This window comes from Paenibacillus sp. Root52 (genome assembly GCF_001426865.1).
Classification (GTDB): Bacteria; Bacillota; Bacilli; order Paenibacillales; family Paenibacillaceae; genus Paenibacillus.
This window is the reverse complement of sequence record NZ_LMFO01000009.1, coordinates 40,215-60,491: the sequence shown is the minus strand read 5'-3', so window position 1 is coordinate 60,491 and position 20,277 is coordinate 40,215. Positions and strand designations below refer to the sequence as shown.

16 protein-coding genes, 1 tRNA gene, 1 other RNA gene and 1 pseudogene are annotated in these 20,277 nt (G+C 44.7%); 6 read left to right on the top strand and 13 right to left on the bottom strand.

The genetic code is table 11. The features are described 5' to 3' along the window. Positions 1-166 precede the first annotated feature (166 nt). The 3 genes from ASD24_RS10610 (at position 167) to ASD24_RS10600 (ending at position 1,504) form a co-directional block, all read left to right on the top strand. Positions 167-679, top strand: coding sequence for a hypothetical protein (locus ASD24_RS10610; protein WP_056695299.1), 513 nt, complete (start codon positions 167-169; stop codon positions 677-679). A gap of 186 nt (positions 680-865) precedes the next feature. Continuing rightward, positions 866-1,171 (top strand): hypothetical protein, encoded by a 306-nt coding sequence (locus tag ASD24_RS10605; protein ID WP_056695298.1) that lies wholly within the window; start codon positions 866-868, stop codon positions 1,169-1,171. Between the two features lie 42 nt (positions 1,172-1,213). Next, the gene (locus ASD24_RS10600; RefSeq protein ID WP_056695296.1) at positions 1,214-1,504 is read left to right on the top strand and encodes a hypothetical protein; all 291 of its coding nucleotides are present in this window, start codon (positions 1,214-1,216) and stop codon (positions 1,502-1,504) included. A gap of 166 nt (positions 1,505-1,670) precedes the next feature. Here the strand turns inward: ASD24_RS10600 and ASD24_RS10595 are convergent, their stop codons facing one another. The 12 genes and pseudogenes from ASD24_RS10595 to ASD24_RS10545 all read right to left on the bottom strand — a co-directional run bounded on the left by ASD24_RS10595 (position 1,671) and on the right by ASD24_RS10545 (position 15,266). Then, positions 1,671-2,243, bottom strand: coding sequence for a zeta toxin family protein (locus tag ASD24_RS10595; RefSeq protein ID WP_056695293.1), 573 nt, complete (start codon positions 2,241-2,243; stop codon positions 1,671-1,673). After that, on the bottom strand, positions 2,236-2,433 hold the full coding sequence (locus ASD24_RS10590) for a hypothetical protein (RefSeq protein ID WP_056695291.1): 198 nt from the start codon (positions 2,431-2,433) through the stop codon (positions 2,236-2,238). Before ASD24_RS10590 ends, ASD24_RS10595 begins: the two co-directional genes overlap by 8 nt. 91 nt (positions 2,434-2,524) lie before the next feature. Then, positions 2,525-2,889: a transfer-messenger RNA gene (gene ssrA / locus ASD24_RS29915) on the bottom strand. Between the two features lie 521 nt (positions 2,890-3,410). Next, positions 3,411-3,893, bottom strand: a pseudogene (gene smpB / locus ASD24_RS10585) (SsrA-binding protein SmpB). Between the two features lie 291 nt (positions 3,894-4,184). Beyond that, positions 4,185-6,965, bottom strand: coding sequence for a ribonuclease R (gene rnr, locus ASD24_RS10580; protein WP_056695289.1), 2,781 nt, complete (start codon positions 6,963-6,965; stop codon positions 4,185-4,187). Positions 6,966-7,490: 525 nt separating this feature from the next. Then, complete coding sequence (gene secG, locus ASD24_RS10575; RefSeq protein WP_056695287.1) at positions 7,491-7,724, bottom strand: preprotein translocase subunit SecG; 234 nt, start codon at positions 7,722-7,724, stop codon at positions 7,491-7,493. A gap of 209 nt (positions 7,725-7,933) precedes the next feature. Beyond that, complete coding sequence (gene eno, locus ASD24_RS10570; protein WP_056695285.1) at positions 7,934-9,220, bottom strand: phosphopyruvate hydratase; 1,287 nt, start codon at positions 9,218-9,220, stop codon at positions 7,934-7,936. Between the two features lie 240 nt (positions 9,221-9,460). Next, positions 9,461-11,005: a 2,3-bisphosphoglycerate-independent phosphoglycerate mutase gene (gpmI, locus tag ASD24_RS10565; protein ID WP_056695283.1), complete on the bottom strand. Its 1,545-nt coding sequence runs from the start codon at positions 11,003-11,005 to the stop codon at positions 9,461-9,463. 1 nt (position 11,006) lies between these two features. Then, complete coding sequence (gene tpiA / locus ASD24_RS10560) at positions 11,007-11,759, bottom strand: triose-phosphate isomerase (protein ID WP_056695281.1); 753 nt, start codon at positions 11,757-11,759, stop codon at positions 11,007-11,009. Between the two features lie 33 nt (positions 11,760-11,792). Continuing rightward, positions 11,793-12,974: a phosphoglycerate kinase gene (locus ASD24_RS10555; RefSeq protein ID WP_056695280.1), complete on the bottom strand. Its 1,182-nt coding sequence runs from the start codon at positions 12,972-12,974 to the stop codon at positions 11,793-11,795. 147 nt (positions 12,975-13,121) lie between these two features. Next, the gene (gene gap / locus ASD24_RS10550; protein ID WP_056695277.1) at positions 13,122-14,129 is read right to left on the bottom strand and encodes a type I glyceraldehyde-3-phosphate dehydrogenase; all 1,008 of its coding nucleotides are present in this window, start codon (positions 14,127-14,129) and stop codon (positions 13,122-13,124) included. A 111-nt stretch (positions 14,130-14,240) separates the two neighbouring features. Then, positions 14,241-15,266, bottom strand: coding sequence for a sugar-binding transcriptional regulator (locus ASD24_RS10545; RefSeq protein WP_056695275.1), 1,026 nt, complete (start codon positions 15,264-15,266; stop codon positions 14,241-14,243). A gap of 482 nt (positions 15,267-15,748) precedes the next feature. Here ASD24_RS10545 and ASD24_RS10540 point away from each other — a divergent pair. Together ASD24_RS10540 and clpP are read left to right on the top strand one after the other, a co-directional pair. Then, a tRNA-Arg gene (locus ASD24_RS10540) sits at positions 15,749-15,823 on the top strand. A gap of 179 nt (positions 15,824-16,002) precedes the next feature. Then, a complete protein-coding gene (clpP, locus tag ASD24_RS10535) occupies positions 16,003-16,599 on the top strand; it encodes an ATP-dependent Clp endopeptidase proteolytic subunit ClpP (RefSeq protein ID WP_056695272.1) in 597 nt (198 codons plus the stop codon). A 199-nt stretch (positions 16,600-16,798) separates the two neighbouring features. On the opposite strand, the gene ASD24_RS10530 is transcribed toward clpP, so the two are convergent. After that, positions 16,799-17,896 carry a PdaC/SigV domain-containing protein gene (locus ASD24_RS10530; protein ID WP_056695270.1) on the bottom strand — a complete coding sequence of 366 codons (1,098 nt, stop codon included), beginning with the start codon at positions 17,894-17,896 and terminating at the stop codon, positions 16,799-16,801. 345 nt (positions 17,897-18,241) lie between these two features. Between ASD24_RS10530 and ASD24_RS10525 the strand changes: the two genes are divergently transcribed. After that, entirely contained in the window at positions 18,242-20,176 is a 1,935-nt protein-coding gene (locus ASD24_RS10525; RefSeq protein ID WP_056695267.1) for a hypothetical protein, read from the top strand. The last annotated feature ends 101 nt before the right edge of the window (positions 20,177-20,277 follow it).

Below are 20,277 nucleotides of genomic sequence, written 5' to 3'. Positions count from 1 at the left end.
AATTAGCCACCATCAATTTTCTCAATTCTGACCTACCTATATCACACCAAACTTTACTACTGGTATTAAGTGTAATAATATTACAAATATACTTAATAATATGAAGATAGCTTTATATATTAAATACATCAAAAGAGAGAAATTCTATAAGGGAGGAATTAATTTGATGAAGAACAAACGTAGCTTATGGGTGACATTAGCTTTAGCTATGACGATAACAGCGATAATTGCTTATGCTTCAACAAACACAAATCAGGAAGGTGTACTTGCAAGATCAAATACACTTGAAAGTCCCAATAGTAGTCCGTTTACCGAAGATCAATTGATCGACCCAATGGTTCTTGATACGGACAAACCCATTGGTGATACTGTAAGTGGTGATGCAGTTGTACAAAAATCCTTCACTGTAAATGCGGGGCATGGCCATATTAAACTTTCTATGAACAACCATAGTAGTCATTCGGTTTTTGTTTCCTTAACACACAATAATACGGGAAATGTATATTTCTCTCAGGAGATTGCCGGAAAAGAAGATTTTATGTGGAAAAGCTTCGAACAAGGTTTTGAACAAGGCTTGCGTGGTGGAGACTATACACTTCAATGGAGTGGCGGGGGTAGTCAAGTAAATGGAGATTTCTCTGGGGTAACGGGTTCATCCATTTCTGATGTAATGAATTAACGATTCAAGTGTGCTGTTGAGGAAAACTCCTGGTATCCAGGGGCTTTTTTATTTACTCGATCCCCTTCGGGTCGTTCCGTTTAAAAGAATGGAGACCTGTTAACAATCACATGCAAACTGTAACTCCCCTATAGGCTTCTGCATAGCATGGAGCAAATGAACGAATCTAAATTGGAGGTCATGACCATGAACTTGCAACTGCAGGGGCAACAAGAACAAACATTGTTTCGAATGGATCCAACCACTATGAATAACTTAAAATCCATTCAAGACCATGTAACAAATACATGTAAAAACCATGTTAATACACTTGTCCGAGTGGAGACAGTAGATGGCGATGTTTTTGAAGGGTTACTCATCCACTGCGAAAGGGGAATTTTATACTTAAAACTACCAAGCCCTATGACTAATCGAGGCTTTGTTCCTGGTTTCCAAAATGATGTCGTATTACCCCTAGTGCTGTTCAATTTACTCGCCATTTCATTATTATAGGCCTGACCTAAGCCTAATCCTATCATTAAGGAGTGAAATTTTATGGCATTCATGCCGCCTCAAGGACCACAAGGAACACAGCAGCCACCATCCTCTCCTCCTCCACAATTCACACCACAGCAACCCGCTGCTACAGCGTTCGCCATCGACCCCGGAGCTATTGCCGGTTGTTTATTCCGCAACACCTATGTGTGGCTGAGAAATGGGAACTCGTTCTGGTTCTTCCCAACCTTTGTAGGGCGTACATCCGTTGCAGGTTTTAGATGGACCGGTCGAAGATGGGTGTTTACTGGAGTCGATCTAAGAAGCATTGTGTCATTTACCTGTTTTTAGAGGAGAAGATAGCGCCCCCTTTTCAACTCACCAAAAACAAAAAAGCACCCTCTTGGGTGCTTTTTCTAATACTGCTAATGGAGGAGAGGGGAGTCGAACCCCTGTCCTAAGATAACGACACATAAGTTTCTACGGGTGTAGTCACAGTTTTAATGTCACCCGAGTATCAGTAACCAATAAGAACAGGATTAGCCCAAGCAGGTATGGACTCAACACAATAGATCAAATTACTCTGTATGATTTCTGCAACAATTAAAGGCTCGTATGTATTATCAATGATGATAGCCTGATCTGCGATGGCTAGAGCCGGTTTAAGGTTCTTTAATGATTGACCATATCGATAACGGATATCTTCTTCTGCAATCCAATGTCCACCTTGTTCAACGCGAGAGGCAACACGATCTATATGCATTTGAACGTCCTCGAGGCCGATATAGTAAACAACAATTTCATAATTGTTTTCTTTTGCAATTTGCATGTGTTTCAAAACAAACGATCCAGACAATGTCGTTTCAATAGCGAAGTTTTTACCACTTTTAATGAGAGATCGGATTCTTTTTACAGCTTCCCTGCCAGCAGACAGATCAGCACTACGCGGATTCTCTGGCTTCAACTCTCTTGCAATTTGATCTGGATCAACCAGTTCACCAAGCCACTCTCTCATTTGCATGCTAAGTGTACTTTTCCCTGCTCCGTTGGTACCCGCAAACACAGTCATGACTGGTCTGATTTCACTCATGATATTCAAACTCCTGGCGTTTCCCAGTAGCATCAAATATAATTTCGAATTTATTACCCGCAGCATCCTCACGAACGCGTTTGTTGTTTTTTATATAATAAATTGAGGCACCTGATTCTTTAGCTTGTTTCCGTGCATGTTGATTGGCTTTTTTTAAGATTTCTTGGAGCTGTTCTCGAGTTTCAAACATCTGGAGTCCCCCAATCTAAATTTATTCTTATTATATCATAAACAGAAAAGCCACCAACCAGAACACTGGTTGATGGCTTTTGACTTGACTCTAATGGAGGCGAGGGGAGTCGAACCCCTGTCCGAAGATAACGACACATAAGCTTCTACGGGTGTAGTCACAGTTTTGATGTCACCCGAGTATCGCCCTGTAACCGGCTATACGTTGGGTCAGCCTGATTGTCTTCTTCAGCACACCCCAGGCGGAGATGTGACAGCGTATCCCACTACTTGTTAGCCCCTAATCCTGTCACATGGGCGATGCAGGTTAGAAGCACGCACACAGTTTCTTAGGCTGCGAAAGCGTAGTTTGTTTGTTGTTTGCCGTTTAATAGGCTTTAGCGTTGATGAAGCGGACGCGTCCCCACTACCCGCTACCCATGCTCGAACTATCCCCGTCGAATCCATAAACGCCCCCTCATATAAGAAGGGCTCCAGGATTAATCCGTGAATACGGAGCAAAGGTGCTGCACATCTTTTTCCTCCAAGGTAAAAAGATGCTCTTTCTGACTCGGCATTCCTGTCTGCTACATAAGTAATCTTATCACAGGACAGCTTGCCGATATAGTACAGATTGCTGGAAGACGTTCCAGCGGACTGAGTAACTGTGCAAGTTTAACCAATACAGCAGCTACGAGCGAATCGTCTACATATTATACCGCGTCCCTCAGACGAAGTAAAGTTCACTGCCACGTAGCTTCGTTTCACAATCAGCTTCACTTAACTATTTTACCCACGATGCGAGCAAATTAAGCAACCACCAACTTATCTTATCGCATCACACGCAACCATACCTGCTCCACAAACAATAAAAAAATCTCAATCCCGCCCTTACCGGACAAGTCTTGAGATTCTCCTAACGTAATACGACTTCCACTACTTCACCCATAAATACTAGCTGACAAATCTAGATACAGCCTCTCACGCCTAACCATCCAATTAACGAGCAATCTTCTGCTTCTCGCGCATTGCTCTTTGAATATCACGTTGTGCATCCCGTTTGGCAGCAGTCTCACGTTTATCATATTGTTTCTTACCTTTACCCAGTCCAAGCAGCAGCTTGGCATAGCCATTACGCACATAAATTTTCAACGGCACAATGCTGTAACCATCCTGTTTCGACAGCCCAAGCAGCTTGTGAATCTGTGCCTTGTGCATCAGTAACTTGCGCGTACGTGTTGGATCAATCGGATTATGTCGGTTCCCTTATTCAAAAGGACTAATATGCATATTGTGAATATGAATCTCACCGTTCCGAATTGTGGCAAACGCATCTCCAATATTCGCACGTCCGTTACGAATAGACTTAATCTCCGTTCCGGTAAGCACCATGCCCGCTTCATACGTATCTTCAATGAAGTAGTCATGGGAAGCCTTTTTGTTCTGTGCGAGCACTTTACTCTGTCCATCATTCTTGCCCATGTCCTCACTCCTTCTTCATAAAATAAATCCGTTCCATGCTTGTGTCCACATGCATTCATGTTGCACCAAAGTACCTGTGCCAGACCTCAATTGTAGCAAGTACAGCTGTTAAAATCAAGAAAGAGGCGACCTCAGCCGCCCCTCCTCATTACACCTTTTCCAGACTATACGAAACAGCTTCACACATTCCTCTAGACTGTCTTTTCATCTATACCGCTTCTTCAAGGATTGTTCTGCTCATCCGTATCAAGCACCTTGTCAGTTCAACCTTATCTACCTGACAGCCTTACCTTACTTTTTCTTCTTCCGTACAAAAGCAGCCGTACCATTACCCGCTCCGCCTTTGTTCTTCTTCCGCTTACGACGAGGTGCTCCACCTTCCTGAGTGCCTCCAGGTGTTGCTGCATCGCCAATAAAGATACCACTAGGTGATGTTTTTTTGCGGCCACTGCCGCCTTTGCCACCTTTACCGGATTTGAAGCTGCCCTCACCGCGATCGCTGCGGCCACTAGAACCACTTCCATGGCCTCCGCCAGCACCACTCTCCTGACTACCATTTGGTGCAGAGCTGTAACCACCTTTGCCTGAACCGAAGCCGAAGCTTACTGCTCCTTTGCCACGATTAGTCGATCCACCAGCTTCTCCACTCCGGCGCTCACCCTTCGGTTTGCCACTACCTTTACCAGCAAAGCCGCCAGTTGAGCCTGCTCCGGCACTCGGTGCGCCACTGCGTCCGCTGTGTCCACCCTTGCTGCTCTCTTCCGGTGATCTGCCGCCACGACCTCTTCCAGCACCACCTGTAGAGCCAGAGCCACCTTTGCCACCACGTGAACCACTGAATCCACCTTTCGCTGCACCACGTCCACCGCTACCAGCAGGGCGACCGCCTTTACCACCGCGACCACCACCGAATCCACCAGGACGTTCACCGCGAGGCTTCATATCCACCATTTCAAAGTCAATCGTATACTCTTCCATGCTCACACGTGCCACGCGGATCTTCACTTCATCACCGATACGGAACACTTTGGAAGTACGCTCTCCAATAAGAGCCATATGTTGATCGTCAAAATGGTAGTAGTCGTCCGTGAGCGCACTCAGGCGAATAAGACCCTCTACTGTATTCTCCAGCTCAATAAACATACCGAAGCTCGTTACGCTGCTGATCATACCCTCGAACTCTTCGCCCACTTTATCCAGCATATACTCAGCTTTTTTCATTTTCTCCGTATCACGTTCTGCTTCCACCGCAACACGTTCACGTTCGGATGATTGCTGTGCAATGTCCGCCATACGTCCAGCCAAGTACTCCTGACGGTTTTCCGGCAGAGCTCCGTTGTTCTCAATAACCTCACGAATCACACGGTGAATAACAAGGTCAGGATAACGACGAATTGGAGACGTGAAGTGACTATAGAATTCTGCCGCCAGACCGAAGTGACCCGACATTTCGGAATCATACTTCGCCTGTTTCATGGAACGTAGCATCATTGTACTAATAACCGTCTGCTCTTTTGTTCCGTTGATGTCCTCAAGCAACGATTGGAGTGCACGTGGATGGATGGCGTTGCCGCGACCTTTAACGTGGTGTCCAAAATTCGCCGCAAAGGCGAGGAAATTTTGCAGTTTTTCTTGATCCGGGTCTTCATGGACACGATAGATGAACGGTACTTTAAGCCAGTGGAAATGCTCTGCTACTGTTTCATTAGCCGCTAACATGAATTCTTCAATAATTTGCTCCGCAATCGAACGCTCCCGTTTCACAATATCGATCGGTTTGCATTCTTTATCTACAATGATCTTGGACTCTTCAAAATCAAAGTCAACAGCCCCCCGGCGCATACGCATCGCACGCAGCTTCAAGGCAATCTCCTTCATCAGATGGAAGTCATCCACTAGATCTTTATATCGTTCGAGCAATTCGGGCTCTTCGCCTCCAAGGATTTTACGAACGTTGCTATACGTCATCCGCTCTTTGGTCTTAATGACACTTGTGAAAATATCATGCTTCACAACCTTCATCTGGTCGTTAAACTCCATCTCACAGGACAATGTCAGACGATCCACTTGCGGATTCAAGCTGCATATGCCGTTAGATAGACGCTGTGGCAACATCGGAATAACCCGATCCACCAAATACACGCTACATCCACGGTTATAAGCTTCTTGATCCAACTTAGAATTCTCACGCACATAGTAACCAACGTCAGCAATATGAACACCCAGACGGTAATTACCATTAGGTAGCTTCTCCACGTTTACCGCATCATCCAGATCTTTGGCATCTTCGCCATCAATCGTAACAATATTCAGTCCACGCAGATCACGACGACCCTGTTGCACGATCTCCTCATCTGTAATGGAGTCTGGAGCCTGTTCTGCTTCACCAACGACTTCATCCGGGAAAGCTTCTGGCAATTGGTGTTTGCGAATAACAGACAAAATATCAATCCCCGGCTCATCCTTATGCCCAAGAATCTCAATAATTTCACCCTCAGCCGCTGCACGGCCTTCTGGGTAACTAACGATCTTCGCTACAACCTTTTGTCCATCGACAGCTCCAGCAAAATTGGTGCGCGGAATGAAGATATCCCGGTTAATGCGTTTATCATCCGGAATGACGAATCCGTATACTTCATGGCTTTGGAATACACCGACGACTTGTGTCACCGCACGTGTAACAATGCGAACAATCTCGCCCTCCAAACGTCCACCTGATGGCCCTTTAGAAGTGACCTTCACAAACACGATGTCTCCATTCATCGCACTTTTCATATCATTCGCGTGAATGTACACATCTGGGTGCTCTCGATCTTCTGGGATTAGAAAAGCAAACCCTTTGGCGTGTGCCTGCAAACGTCCACGAACCAAGTCCATACGTTCAGGCATACCGTAACGGTTGTTACGGGTAAGCAAAATCTTGCCGGATTCCTCCAGCGTATTGAGCATAATCAAAAAAGATTTGAAATCAGCCGCATCTTCAATCTCGAAGTGCTGTTCCAGCTCTTGATAAGTCATTGGTTTATAAGCGGTCTCCCGCATAAAGTCGAGCAATTGTTGTTCTGTTATCATTAATATATTCACCTCGGGAAACATAAAAGTATGATCTGGTCTCATCTCTTTATGTATCGGAATCCTTACCAATTTCATGCAATGTAATGCATACCTTACTATCTCATACCCTAGTATACACGAATTCAATCCAGCACATCCGTCCCTAACAAAAAAACCACAGACGCAGGATTGCTTAAGCATAAGCACGCTTTCAAACGTAACTACGGATCATTTCAAGTTAGAATTAATTCTTCTATACTTACTGAAAAAGGGATCAATCCACATGTTCATGTATCATGAACCTCATTATAGGAATAGATTATGCGCGGAAGCACAGACAGGTACATTCCCTACATCGCAGGGGTATACCTTCGAAGGAAGGAGAACCGAACAGAAGAGAAAATTAATCATGTGATTGTAGTGGCAGGAAAAAACTGGACACGTTAAAACTTATTAAAAAACCTCCGTTTCTTCTCGAAACGAAGGTTAATCTTACAAGCGAATTCCGCTCATGCTATTGAATTGTATAAGAAAGTATCCTTCTTACTTGGACACGATCGTAACAATAATAGACAAAATCATGAAACCTGCACCGAGTACAACCGTTGCACGTTGCAAGAAAAGATCCAGTCCGCGCGCTTTCGTTTTACCGAAAAGATGTTCCGCACCACCGGAGATGGCACCCGCCAAACCAGCGCTTTTCCCGTGCTGCAGCAATACTACAGTGATTAGACCGATCGAGAAAACAACGAGCAGCAATTTCAAAGCAATATCCATTCTTTCCACCTCCTACCCATGTGGGCATAACATCTCACCATAAAAACAGTTAGTTTGATTGTACCATAGCTACTGCTGTGATACAAGTAGTGCTTCCTATACAACCATCCAACTTTATCCACTGTAATAGCAAAGTTTGACGTAGATTCCTCTCCATAATAAAAAGACAAGCCGGTTACCCGGCTTGCCCGAAAAGCTGTATACACAGCTTATTTGTTGAGGTTGTAGAATCCTTTAAGACCATTGTATTGAGCCAGTTCACCCAGTTGATCCTCAATGCGGAGCAATTGGTTGTACTTCGCGATACGGTCTGTACGGGAAGGAGCACCTGTTTTGATTTGACCTGCATTTGTTGCAACAGCGATGTCAGCGATTGTGCTGTCTTCGGACTCACCGGAACGGTGGGAGATAACAGCAGTGTATCCTGCGCGTTTAGCCATTTCAATTGCATCAAATGTTTCAGTAAGTGTACCGATTTGGTTCACTTTGATCAGGATGGAGTTACCGATACCTTGCTCGATACCTCTACCCAGACGCTCTGTGTTCGTTACGAACAAGTCGTCACCAACGAGTTGTACTTTGTCTCCCAATTTCTCAGTGAGCAATTTCCAACCATCCCAGTCATCTTCGGACATACCGTCTTCGATAGTGATGATTGGGTATTTCTCAACCCATGAAGCCAGAAGGTCAACATACTCAGCAGAAGTGTAAGATTTGCCTTCGCCAGCAAGTGTATATTTACCATCTTTGTAGAACTCAGTGGAAGCTACGTCCATACCCAAGAATACGTCAACGCCTGGTTTGTAACCAGCTTTTTCGATAGCTTCGATGATTGTAGTGATTGCTTCTTCGTTAGAACCCAGGTTTGGTGCGAAACCACCTTCGTCACCTACTGCTGTGTTCAAGCCTTTGGAGCTCAATACAGATTTCAGGTTGTGGAAGATTTCTGCGCCTACGCGAAGAGCTTCTTTGAAGCTTGGTGCGCCGACAGGAAGAACCATGAACTCTTGAACGTCGATGTTGTTGTCAGCGTGCTCACCACCGTTGATGATGTTCATCATTGGTACTGGAAGAGCTTTAGCGTTGAATCCGCCGAGGTAAACGTAAAGTGGCAAGTCCAAAGCGTCAGCAGCAGCACGAGCTACAGCCATAGATACTGCCAAGATTGCGTTAGCGCCCAATTTACCTTTGTTTGGCGTACCATCCAAAGTGATCATCAATTTGTCGATACCCAGTTGATCCAATGCGTCCATACCGATTACTTCTGGAGCGATTGTTTCGTTTACGTTTTTAACAGCTTGCAGAACGCCTTTACCGAGGTAACGGGATTTGTCACCATCGCGAAGCTCAACAGCTTCGTGGGCACCAGTGGATGCACCAGATGGAACGATTGCGCGTCCGATTGCGCCGGACTCCAAGTATACTTCAACTTCTACTGTAGGGTTACCGCGGGAGTCGAGGACTTCGCGAGCGTACACGTCAGAAATAATAGTCATGAGTGATAATCTCCTTTAAATTTGGATTTATTTAAATTCGGGAAAACTTGTGCTTGCCCTTATTCACTACGTCAGCAGAATCGTCTTCCGATCGCTGTTATCCCCTGATTTCTTTGAACTTATCGTCATAAGTTGAAATCATGTGATAAAGGCGAACGCGTTGCTTCTTCAGACTATTTCTACTGTCTTCGTTCTGGGGCAAACGCCAAACTGCCCAATTCATATAAGAGGTTGTGTATCTTATTTACGGATAGCGATGACAGATGTCCCTGTCATTTCTTCCGGTTTTGGCAATTGCATCAGGTCAAGAATCGTTGGCGCGATATCAGCCAAAATTCCGCCTTCACGCAATGTTACATTAGGGTCAGTAACGATAAATGGAACAGGGTTCGTTGTATGTGCAGTGAACGGACGTCCTTGCTCATCGAATACCATATCCGCGTTACCATGATCCGCAGTAATCAGCACAACGCCGCCTTTTGCGAGAACCGCGTCTACAACACGTCCCATGCACTCGTCTGTTACTTCAACCGCTTTAATTGTAGGCTCCAGCATGCCGGAGTGTCCAACCATATCAGGGTTAGCGAAGTTCAGAATGATTGCATCGTGTTTGTCTGCTTCAATCTCGCGTACACATGCGTCTGCCACTTCATAAGCGCTCATCTCTGGTTGCAAATCATATGTTGCAACTTTTGGTGAGTTAATCAGTACGCGAGTTTCGCCCGGAAGCTCAACATCACGTCCGCCGCTGAAGAAGAAAGTTACGTGCGGGTATTTCTCTGTTTCTGCAATACGCAGTTGTTTTTTGTTGTTCTGTACCAGAACCTCACCCAGTGTATTGTCGAGGTTCTTCGGCGAGTACGCCACATAACCTTCAACCGTCTCACTGAACAGAGTCAGGCACACAAAGTGCAAGCCTTGAGGCAACTTCGGTCCACGATCGAAACCGCGGAAGTCTTGGTTCGTGAATACTTGCGACAACTGGATCGCACGGTCAGGGCGGAAGTTAAGGAAGATAACGGAATCGCCGCTTTCTACCAAACCTACCGGCTCACCATCCGCTTTGACGATAACCGTTGGTTCAACGAATTCATCAAATACGGATTTCTCATACGATTCTTCAACCGCTTTGAGTGGATCAGTGTATTTAGGGCCATCTCCATAAACGATAGCGCGGTAAGATTTCTCAACCCGCTCCCAACGTTTGTCACGATCCATCGCATAATAGCGACCTTGTACCGTAGCGATCTGTCCTACACCAACCTCTTCAATTTTCGCGATCAGTTTTTGCATGAAGTCTTTACCACTGTCCGGCATAACATCACGGCCATCCATGAAGGCATGAATATACACATCATTCATTTCTTCTTTTTTGGCGAGATCCAGCATAGCGAACAAGTGGTCGATGTGACTATGTACGCCACCATCAGACAACAAGCCGTAAAGATGAAGCTTTTTACCGCTTTGTTTCGCTTCGCGTACAGCTTTAACGAGCGTTTCGTTATCGAAAAACTCACCATCGCGAATCGATTTGGAGATACGGGTCAAATCCTGGTAAACGATCCGGCCAGCACCAATGTTAAGGTGACCAACCTCAGAGTTCCCCATTTGCCCTTCTGGCAAACCTACAGCCTCACCGCAAGCAGTGAGTGTTGTGTGTGGGAATTGGCTCATAAAACGGTCATAATTCGGCTTTTTGGCTTGCGCTACCGCGTTGCCTTCCACCGTATTACGAAGACCGAAGCCATCCATGATGATCAGTGCTACAGGTTTTGGAGCTGTCATCTTACTTCGCCCCCTCAACAAGCGCGATGAACGAAGCCGGCTGCAAGCTAGCACCGCCAACAAGTGCGCCGTCGATGTCGCTTTGTCCGAGGTATTCAGTTACGTTCTCAGGTTTAACGCTGCCGCCGTATTGAATACGAACTGCATTCGCTACCTGCTCGTTGTACAGATCTTTCACCAATGTACGGATGTAAGCAATAACTTCATTCGCATCTTGGGAAGTGGAAGATTTGCCTGTTCCAATCGCCCAGATTGGCTCATAAGCAATAACGACTTGTGCTGCTTGCTCTGCGGACAGACCTTCAAAAGCAGCTACCGTTTGCACTTTGCATACGTCTTTAGTTTGGTTCGCTTCACGCTCTTCGAGCGTCTCACCAAGACAGAAGATTGGAGTCAATCCGTGACGGAATGCTGCATGCAGCTTTTTATTAACAGTCTCATCGGTTTCCGCAAAATATTGACGGCGCTCCGAGTGACCAATAATGACATAATCCACACCCAGGTCTTTCAGCATAACGCCACTGATTTCACCTGTGAATGCACCATTATCTTCAAAGTGAAGATTTTGAGCACCAATTTTGATGTTTGTACCTTTAACCGCTTCTACCAGTGTTGGCAGATTCGTAAATGGTGCGCAGATTACAGTTTCCACGCCTTCTACTTCCGCTTTTCCTTTAACTTCCTGAATGAAGTCATTAGATTCGGAAACAGTTTTGAACATTTTCCAGTTACCTGCAATAATCGGTGTTCTCATGGTTTTCAACTCCTTCATGCTATAGCTTAAATCTTATTTGTCGTTCAATGCAACTACGCCTGGAAGCACTTTGCCTTCCATGAATTCGAGGGATGCACCGCCACCTGTGGAGATGTGGTTCATTTTGTCAGCCAATTTGAACTTCTCTGCTGCTGCTGCGGAGTCGCCGCCACCGATTACAGTGTAAGCTTCTGTCTCAGCGCAAGCTTGTGCTACCGCACGTGTACCGTGGGAGAATGGCTCGATTTCGAATACGCCCATAGGTCCGTTCCATACAACGAGTTTAGAGTTTTTAACAACGTCAGCATAGATCTCACGTGTTTTAGGACCGATGTCGATACCTTCCCAATCTGCAGGAATATCGCCAACTTCTACGATTTTCGTGTTTGCATTCGCACTGAAATCATCGGAAATCACGATATCTACTGGCAAATAGAAGTTTTTGCCCAGTTTTTTCGCTTTTTCGATGAAGCCCAGAGCAACATCCAATTTGGACTCATCCAACAGGGATTGACCTACTTCATGACCTTGAGCCTTCATGAACGTGTAAGACAGACCTCCGCCGATGATTACGTTGTCTGCAATGTTCAACAGGTTGTCGATCACATCGATTTTGTCCTTAACTTTAGAACCACCGATGATTGCTGTGAAAGGACGCTCAGGGTTGGAAATTGCTTTACCCAACACTTCAAGTTCTTTTTCCATCAACAAACCAGATACAGCCGGCAACAAGTGAGCGATACCTTCTGTTGAAGCATGTGCTCTGTGTGCTGCACCAAACGCATCGTTAACGAAAACGTCAGCCAGTTCGGCAAATTGTTTTGCCAGTTCTGGATCATTTTTCTCTTCGCCTGCGTGGAAACGAACATTTTCAAGCAACAATACGTCACCGTTGTTCAATTCAGCGATTTGAGCTTTAACTTTTTCGCCAACGGAATCGTCAGCTTTAACAACTGTTTTACCAAGCAATTCAGACAAACGCTCTGCTGCTGGAGTCAAACGCAAGGATTCAACCACTTCGCCGTTAGGACGACCCATGTGGCTTGCCAAAATGACTTTAGCACCTTTTTCGATCAGGAAGTTGATCGTAGGCAGCGTTGCACGAATACGCTTGTCATCTGTAATTTTACCATCTTCGAGCGGTACATTAAAATCTACACGTACAAAAGCCCGTTTTCCTGTCAATTCGATATCACGTACACTTTTTTTGTTCATCTGTATTTCCTCCGCACCCATGTATTTTGTGGACCAATGAAGAGCGAAAAACCCTTGTCAATCCTGGTGTTTTTGAGAAATTTGCAAAAGGTTGATATATAAAGAGCGGAAACAATACTCTGTTTCCGCTCTATGTTATTGCAGATATTACTTAATCATTTTTGCAAAGTGCTCCAAAGTGCGAACCAATTGTGCAGTGTAGGACATTTCATTGTCATACCAAGCTACAGTTTTAACCAATTGTTGGTCGCCAACAGTCAGAACTTTAGTTTGAGTTGCATCAAACAGGGATCCGAAAGTGATACCTTGGATATCGGAAGATACGATTTCGTCTTCAGTGTATCCGAAAGTTTGTGGATCGGAAGCTTCTTTCATTACTGCGTTAACTTCTTCAGCAGTAACTTTTTTACCCAATACAGTTACAAGCTCAGTCAGGGAACCAGTAGCTACTGGTACACGTTGAGCTGCACCGTCCAATTTACCTTGCAGTTCAGGGATAACCAAACCGATTGCTTTAGCAGCACCAGTTGTGTTAGGGATGATGTTTTCAGCCGCTGCGCGAGCACGACGGAAGTCACCTTTAGGGTGTGGAGCATCCAACGTGTTTTGGTCGCCAGTGTAAGCGTGAATTGTAGTCATCAAACCTTGAACGATTCCGAATTTGTCTTGCAAAGTTTTTGCCATAGGTGCCAGGCAGTTCGTTGTGCAAGATGCGCCGGAGATTACAGTTTCAGTACCGTCGAGGATTTCATGGTTTACGTTGTAAACGATGGTTTTCATGTCGCCAGTAGCTGGTGCGGAGATAACAACTTTCTTAGCTCCACCTTTCAAGTGTTTCTCAGCAGCTTCTTTAGTTGTGAAGAAACCAGTACATTCCAGAACGATATCTACACCGAGGTCTCCCCAAGGAAGTTCTTCTGGGTTGCGGTTAGCCAATACTTTAACTTCTTTGCCGTTCACTTTGAAGAAGCCATCATGTACTTCAACATCGCCATCGAAGCGACCTTGAGTTGTATCATATTTAAGCAAATGAGCCAGCATTTTAGCATCAGTCAAGTCGTTGATTGCTACAACTTCAATGCCCTCTACATTTTGAATACGACGGAATGCCAAGCGACCAATACGTCCAAAACCGTTAATACCTACTTTAATCATGAGTAAGTTCCTCCCAAGTTTTGATTGAATTTTTTTATGAAGCTATATATTCAAGACAGACCGTGAAGTCCGTCAAGACAACAAATTTGAAGTGTTCTAGAAAACAAATTCCTATTCCAGTTCGGCAACGATGACTTTGGCAGCAGCCTCATCAATAATCAATATATCTTCCTGGCCGAATCTAAGCACGGAGTGAATGGCAGCCGCTTTGCTTTTGCCACCCGCAATCCCGATCACTACATCGGTTCGTTCGATATCTTGAAGTCGCATGCCGAGTGTAAGCATGGTGTGAACCACGTTACCCTGATCATTAAAATAATAACCGAATGATTCCGATACGGCTCCTTGCTCCTGAAGCTCTTCCACGATCTCTGTAGCAAGTTTACGTCGCCGTGCCATCTCCACGGCATCACCGATTCCGTGAATAACGATGCGCGATTGTCTAATCAGCTGCAGAATCTCCTGGACACCCGGATCTTGAACAAGGGATTCATAGGCATGGTCACTAAGCAAATCCGGTACATGCAGGAGTTTGTATTGTGCTCCTACCCGTTTTGCCATCGTGGATGCGATCGTATTGGCCTGAATTTCGAGGCTTTCTCCTAGTCCACCGCGTGCAGGGACGAACCAGACACCTTTGAGTGGTGTTGGCGGATTAAGCTGCTCTGCAACTTCAGCCGTTGTTGAACCGCCAGTTACGGCAACAACGTCGTTATCATTCATAATATTGCCAAGAGCCTTTGCTCCGGCCTTGCCCAGTTCCCGTTTGGCAAATGGAGATACGTCCGAATCGCCAGGAACAACGACTACCTTTTGCAGACCGTAGGCTTGCTTGATGCGCTCTTCCAGTTCGGATAATCCGAACAGCTCTTTGGCAACGGGCTCTAACTGCTGCAGCAAATCATGACCTGCCTCGCTGATCTTCATTCCTGTACTGTCAATTTCAATAAGTCCCTGAGCCTTTAATAGATCGGTCTCAGCCCTCAGAACCCGCTCGGTCATCTGCATGGAATTAGCTAACGTTCTTCGTCCAATCACATCCGATAACATGATTTGGTGTAGAATCGTATACCTCTTCTTCAAGATATCCATGAGATCAGGCAGAAGCTGCTTTTGCACTTCTAAAATCTTTCGCATGCTTTCCACTCCCGCAAGCTTCTCGTTCCAAGCTCTCTTTCATGGCCTCAAAATGTCCCGGGTTAACTTTTTAAGTCCCACGTCTATTCTACCTAAAACTGACGCGACATGCAAGTGTTTCAAATGCCCCATTTCATAACGTTTCTCTAAGCTTGTACGCGCTTATTTTCACAATCTTGAGCTTCTCGTAGGCGTTGAATCTGTTTCACACTATATATAGAAGAAAGACTAAATTATCATCTATATATGGCTCCATCCCTACCTTGCTCAACATGTGCAAAACCTCTTATAGCATGTACTTAAATGCGTTCTTTATCCACTTATCTTCAGCATGATCATTTTCGTTGTATTCCAAACCACGAGGCTGATCATTTGCTTGCATTTCGACCACGCTTAAGATATAATCATTAATGCTGTCACATATTTGAAGCTCATTGATGTGCAAGCATCCGTGCTACGAAAGAGTAGCCAACAATTCATGTGCGCCCGTGGTCCAATGGATATGACGTAGGCCTCCGAAGCCTGAGATCCAAGTTCGATTCTTGGCGGGCGCGCCATTCTTATTTCGTAGTACATAACCCTTTTAACCAATGAAACCGGAAAGGTTTCTTTTTTTTCAAAGTTAGTTTGACTTTCTTTGACTTTTTGTTTGGAATTGTTTATGATGTGGGTAATACGGTAACAGTTTAAATATAAACACCAATTTAACATTTACATTTCCGAGGAGGTTTTTCACGTGAGTTATATTCCAATGGTCGTTGAACAGAGCAACCGCGGTGAGCGGGCCTATGACATCTATTCCAGATTGCTGAAGGATCGTATCATCTTCCTTGGCAGCGACGTGAATGACGTTGTGGCGAATGCCATTATGGCACAGATGTTATTCTTGGCTGCAGAAGATCCAGAGAAAGACATTCACTTATACATCAACAGCCCAGGCGGATCCATCACAGCCGGTATGGCCATTTACGATACAATGCAATTCATCAAACCAGATGTATCTACAATCTGCGTAGGTATGGCAGCTTCCATGGGCGCATTCTTGCTTAATGCGGGTGCCAAAGGTAAACGATTTGCATTGCCTAACAGTGAGATCATGATTCACCAACCACTTGGTGGAGCACAAGGTCAAGCTACAGATATCGAAATTCGTGCTCGTCGCATTCTGAAAATGCGTGACACATTGAACCGCATCATCTCCGAGCGTTCCGGTCAACCCCTGGAGCGTATCGAGAAAGATACAGATCGTGACTACTTCATGAGTGCTGCTGAAGCTGCCGATTATGGTATCATTGATAAAGTTATCGAAAGAGTAGGTTCAGAAGGCGTATAATCGTGAACTCACCTATAAAGTCATGAGTTGAAGCCTTCTTGGCTTCTAACTATGAACTAATAAAATCCCACCATTCTACGAATGGTGGGGTTTTTTTGTGATTTTATGATGATAGCAACTGCAACTACGCGTCGTTAAGCTTCTGTTCTATACGTGATACATCCAATAATTTATTGAACATATGATAACGTTTCTTCTCTTACTTTTCAGCCGCTACTCCACTGAATGGCGTTGCACCTTTAGGAAGCACTTCTTTGTACGTGAATGGGAACTCTGGGAACCCTTCAGCATATGCAGTGTACTCATACAGTTGGAAGAACACGACAATACCTGTTGGCGTAACGTAGAAGTCCTGATCTTTGTTCAAACCAGTATATCCGTCCAGGTAACCGCCACGTGCTTTAAGCTGAGTTCCTACTTTTTTGCCAAGCGTGTCACGCATCGCTGTATTGTTTTGAAGCACGTCATTCAGCGTCAGTTCTTTGCCCGTTGCTAGATCAAATGTGTGTCCTGTACGGAACGTCATGCCATGAGCTCCCGCGTAGTCCTCATAGCGCTGTGTAATGAGTCCCAGCACGCCATTTTCGTTATATGTCACAACATATGTGCTCTCAAAAGCATATGGGCGATCCGCAGTGGCAGCTCCATATTCACCAGCTTGCTTCTTGAAGTCTGCTACAAATGTATCAGCCTCATCCTTCAGCACTTTATTGATTGCCGCTTCAGCCTTGTCATTGCCAAGTCCACTTACTTGCGGATATTGAATATCCACTTCAGCATTTTTCACATTCACTTTCACCGTAGTTGCTTTTACCGTTACATTGTTCTGCTTCACTTTACTAAGTGTCAACGTCTTCGTTTGCCCATTCCAGCTTCCTTGTACTCCCAGATAATCTCTCATCGCTGAGAAAGGAATGTATAAACGCCCTTGAATCAGCTTCGCCTCAACGCCCGGATAGTAGTTATTCACTCTAAGCATTGGTGATCCATCAGCTAGACTAATTCTCATCTTATTGTTAGCTGCGGCCAGCGTATACTCTTTGTTCTTCGCGTCATACGTTAACGTTCCGCCGGCAACATCTTTGACCGCAGTTAGAGATACCCATGTAGATCCACCCTGCAGAAGCCCTTTTTGAGTCAGCGTCTTACCTGCGGATTTCAGCGTTACTTCGATAGGTGCCGTCACTTTGGATGAGACAGAAGCTGCTTGAACCGAACCTTCCTGCCACCCTGCTCCGCTACCTACAATAATTCCAGCTGCCAGCAACGCACTTGTCCATTTCTTCCATGATGTCATATATAAAAACTCCTCTCTAAATTCGCACTAAGGGTTCATTGCGTATGTATTTTGAACGACAACGCCTCATACGCTCACCTCTTTATTATAATTAACCCATTTGAGGAAAGGTTTACAGCTCCAGTTACAATCTTGACGATTAACTTGAAATAAATTGCACCGAAAATGACCGTTTTGTCACGAACATATATACAAAAAAGATACCAAATGAACGATAAACAGCGTTCAACCCATCCAATAATTCATTAAACAACATGAGTAAACTCACCGATATTATGAATTAGGGTTAACCCGCACACCTTTTGAAAAAAAGACAATATGAGAAGAGGAAAGAGGAAACGTTATATGATTATTAGGAAATGTATTGCCCTGTTGTTGATCTGTTCCCTATTGCTCACAATTCATCCCGAGACTGGACATTCAGCAGCAGCTACAGAAGGTAGCAAGGAAAAAGTAAGACACCGCACAACCTACATATTTGATGAAAGACAACAGCAAGTCACTGTACGGACAACGGTAATTAGTTATGACACAGGTATGAAAAAGGTTAAGGAGTATGATTTCACCGACTCATCGTTGCAGCCCTCTTCATATCGATTCACATCGACTAACGGATTCAACCAACAAGACGGTGTTGTCGTAGACACCCCACAAGGTTTGAAGGCTTATACATTAGCCTACCTGAACACAGGTGCCGTCATTTATGAATATGACTATGCCTCCATTAAGCTTCGCAAAATCACAGAGATCAAATCCAACAAATGGCTCAAACTTTGGGCCAAACAAGGGCTGTACTCCGTAAGATCGGATAACGGTGATACCCAGTACTATTCCCTTGTAGATAACAAACGAGTTTTATCCAATGGCAGCATTATTACGAGCCAAGATGTGACAGATACTAAATTCAGTACAAATCGTTCAACTTCGTCCACACCTTTTGGTGTATACTGCCCTGACGCAAAATTCACCAGTTGCTTCACCCTCTTATTCGGCGGATTAAAGGGTAGCCCCGTGAAAGTAACCAAAAATGACATTGTGTACGACACCAAACAACCTGTCTCCAGTAAGACGTTTATGGCAGGAGACACAAAAATTAAGTGGACCAGCACTTATAAAGAACAGACCTACCGTGCGGTTGTAGAGGGGATTCGCGGCGGAAAAGCGACCTCACTTTTTAAAGGCGAAGTCAGAGATGTAAAAACATTCGTCTCGCCTAATCTTAAGTATTTGGTATTGATCGCTGATCCCTCGGTAGGAATCAAGAAAACTAAGGCAAGCAAAGTGCTTGTATATGATCTCAAAACATTGAAGCAGGTTCGATCCTACGAAAGCTTGTACCGGGCGAGCGTGGAAGGAATACAATGGGCCTCAGATGATTTGTATGTCATCGATTATTATTTCTCTAACCCACAGGCATACCCACCTTCCTTCTACTATATTCCGGAAGGAAAACACTTTAAGATTGAGTATAGTCAATATAGAGATTGGGTGAATTATTGGGACTCCTTCTCGTATGAAGGCATGTTCTTTTTGACACTACCTGTAGCAATCACCTCTGGTGAAGGCATGCTTCGTTATAACGGACAACCTACGTTCTACATGAATGGCTTATATTATGTTCCTTTAGAGGAGTTCACGAATGCCTTCCATATTAAATATGAAATTCAAGGGGGAGACCTGTTATTTGAGCGGAATAGCAGAACCAGTAAGCTAGCCGTGAGTCAAAGCAAGCAACAGGTTGTCGGGGGTAAGGTTTATCTTCCACTGGGGCAATGGAACAAGGATCTTGGACTTAAAGTATCCATTGCAAGCAAACATGTCATGAATACCGAGCTACAATTCAGTGATGAGGAACGTAAAACGGATGCTGCCATGACACCTGCACCACTCGCTTATCGAGCAACTGTGGAAGAAGTAAAGCAGGTAACCGGGGAATCTGCTTCTTTTGTAGGTACTCAACCTTATGAGATGAGCAATCCTGATCGCGCTGTATTTCGTAATATAGAAGTTGTGTTGAATCACAATCGCACGTTAAGAATTCGGATGCAGAATTATAAGAATAATGGAGAGATGCTCCATGTGAAGATATTAAGCAACGATTACAGCAAAGTGCTAATGGACATTCCGGTGGATATGCTCAATAGATACGAGGCAACATCCACCGCTATACCAACCGATGTATTGGAAAACGGAGTAGCAACCATCGCCATTCCTTACAATCCGGAGGTCTATCTTGCATATAAACTTCAACTACCGGTCTTTGACCCTAATCGATTCTAGGCCCACTAGCAATCCACTTAAAACTTCACGATGAACGCAAATAAATCTTGAATTTCGCCCACTTGCAACACACTAACCGTTAAGCTGTATCATGGGCAAAA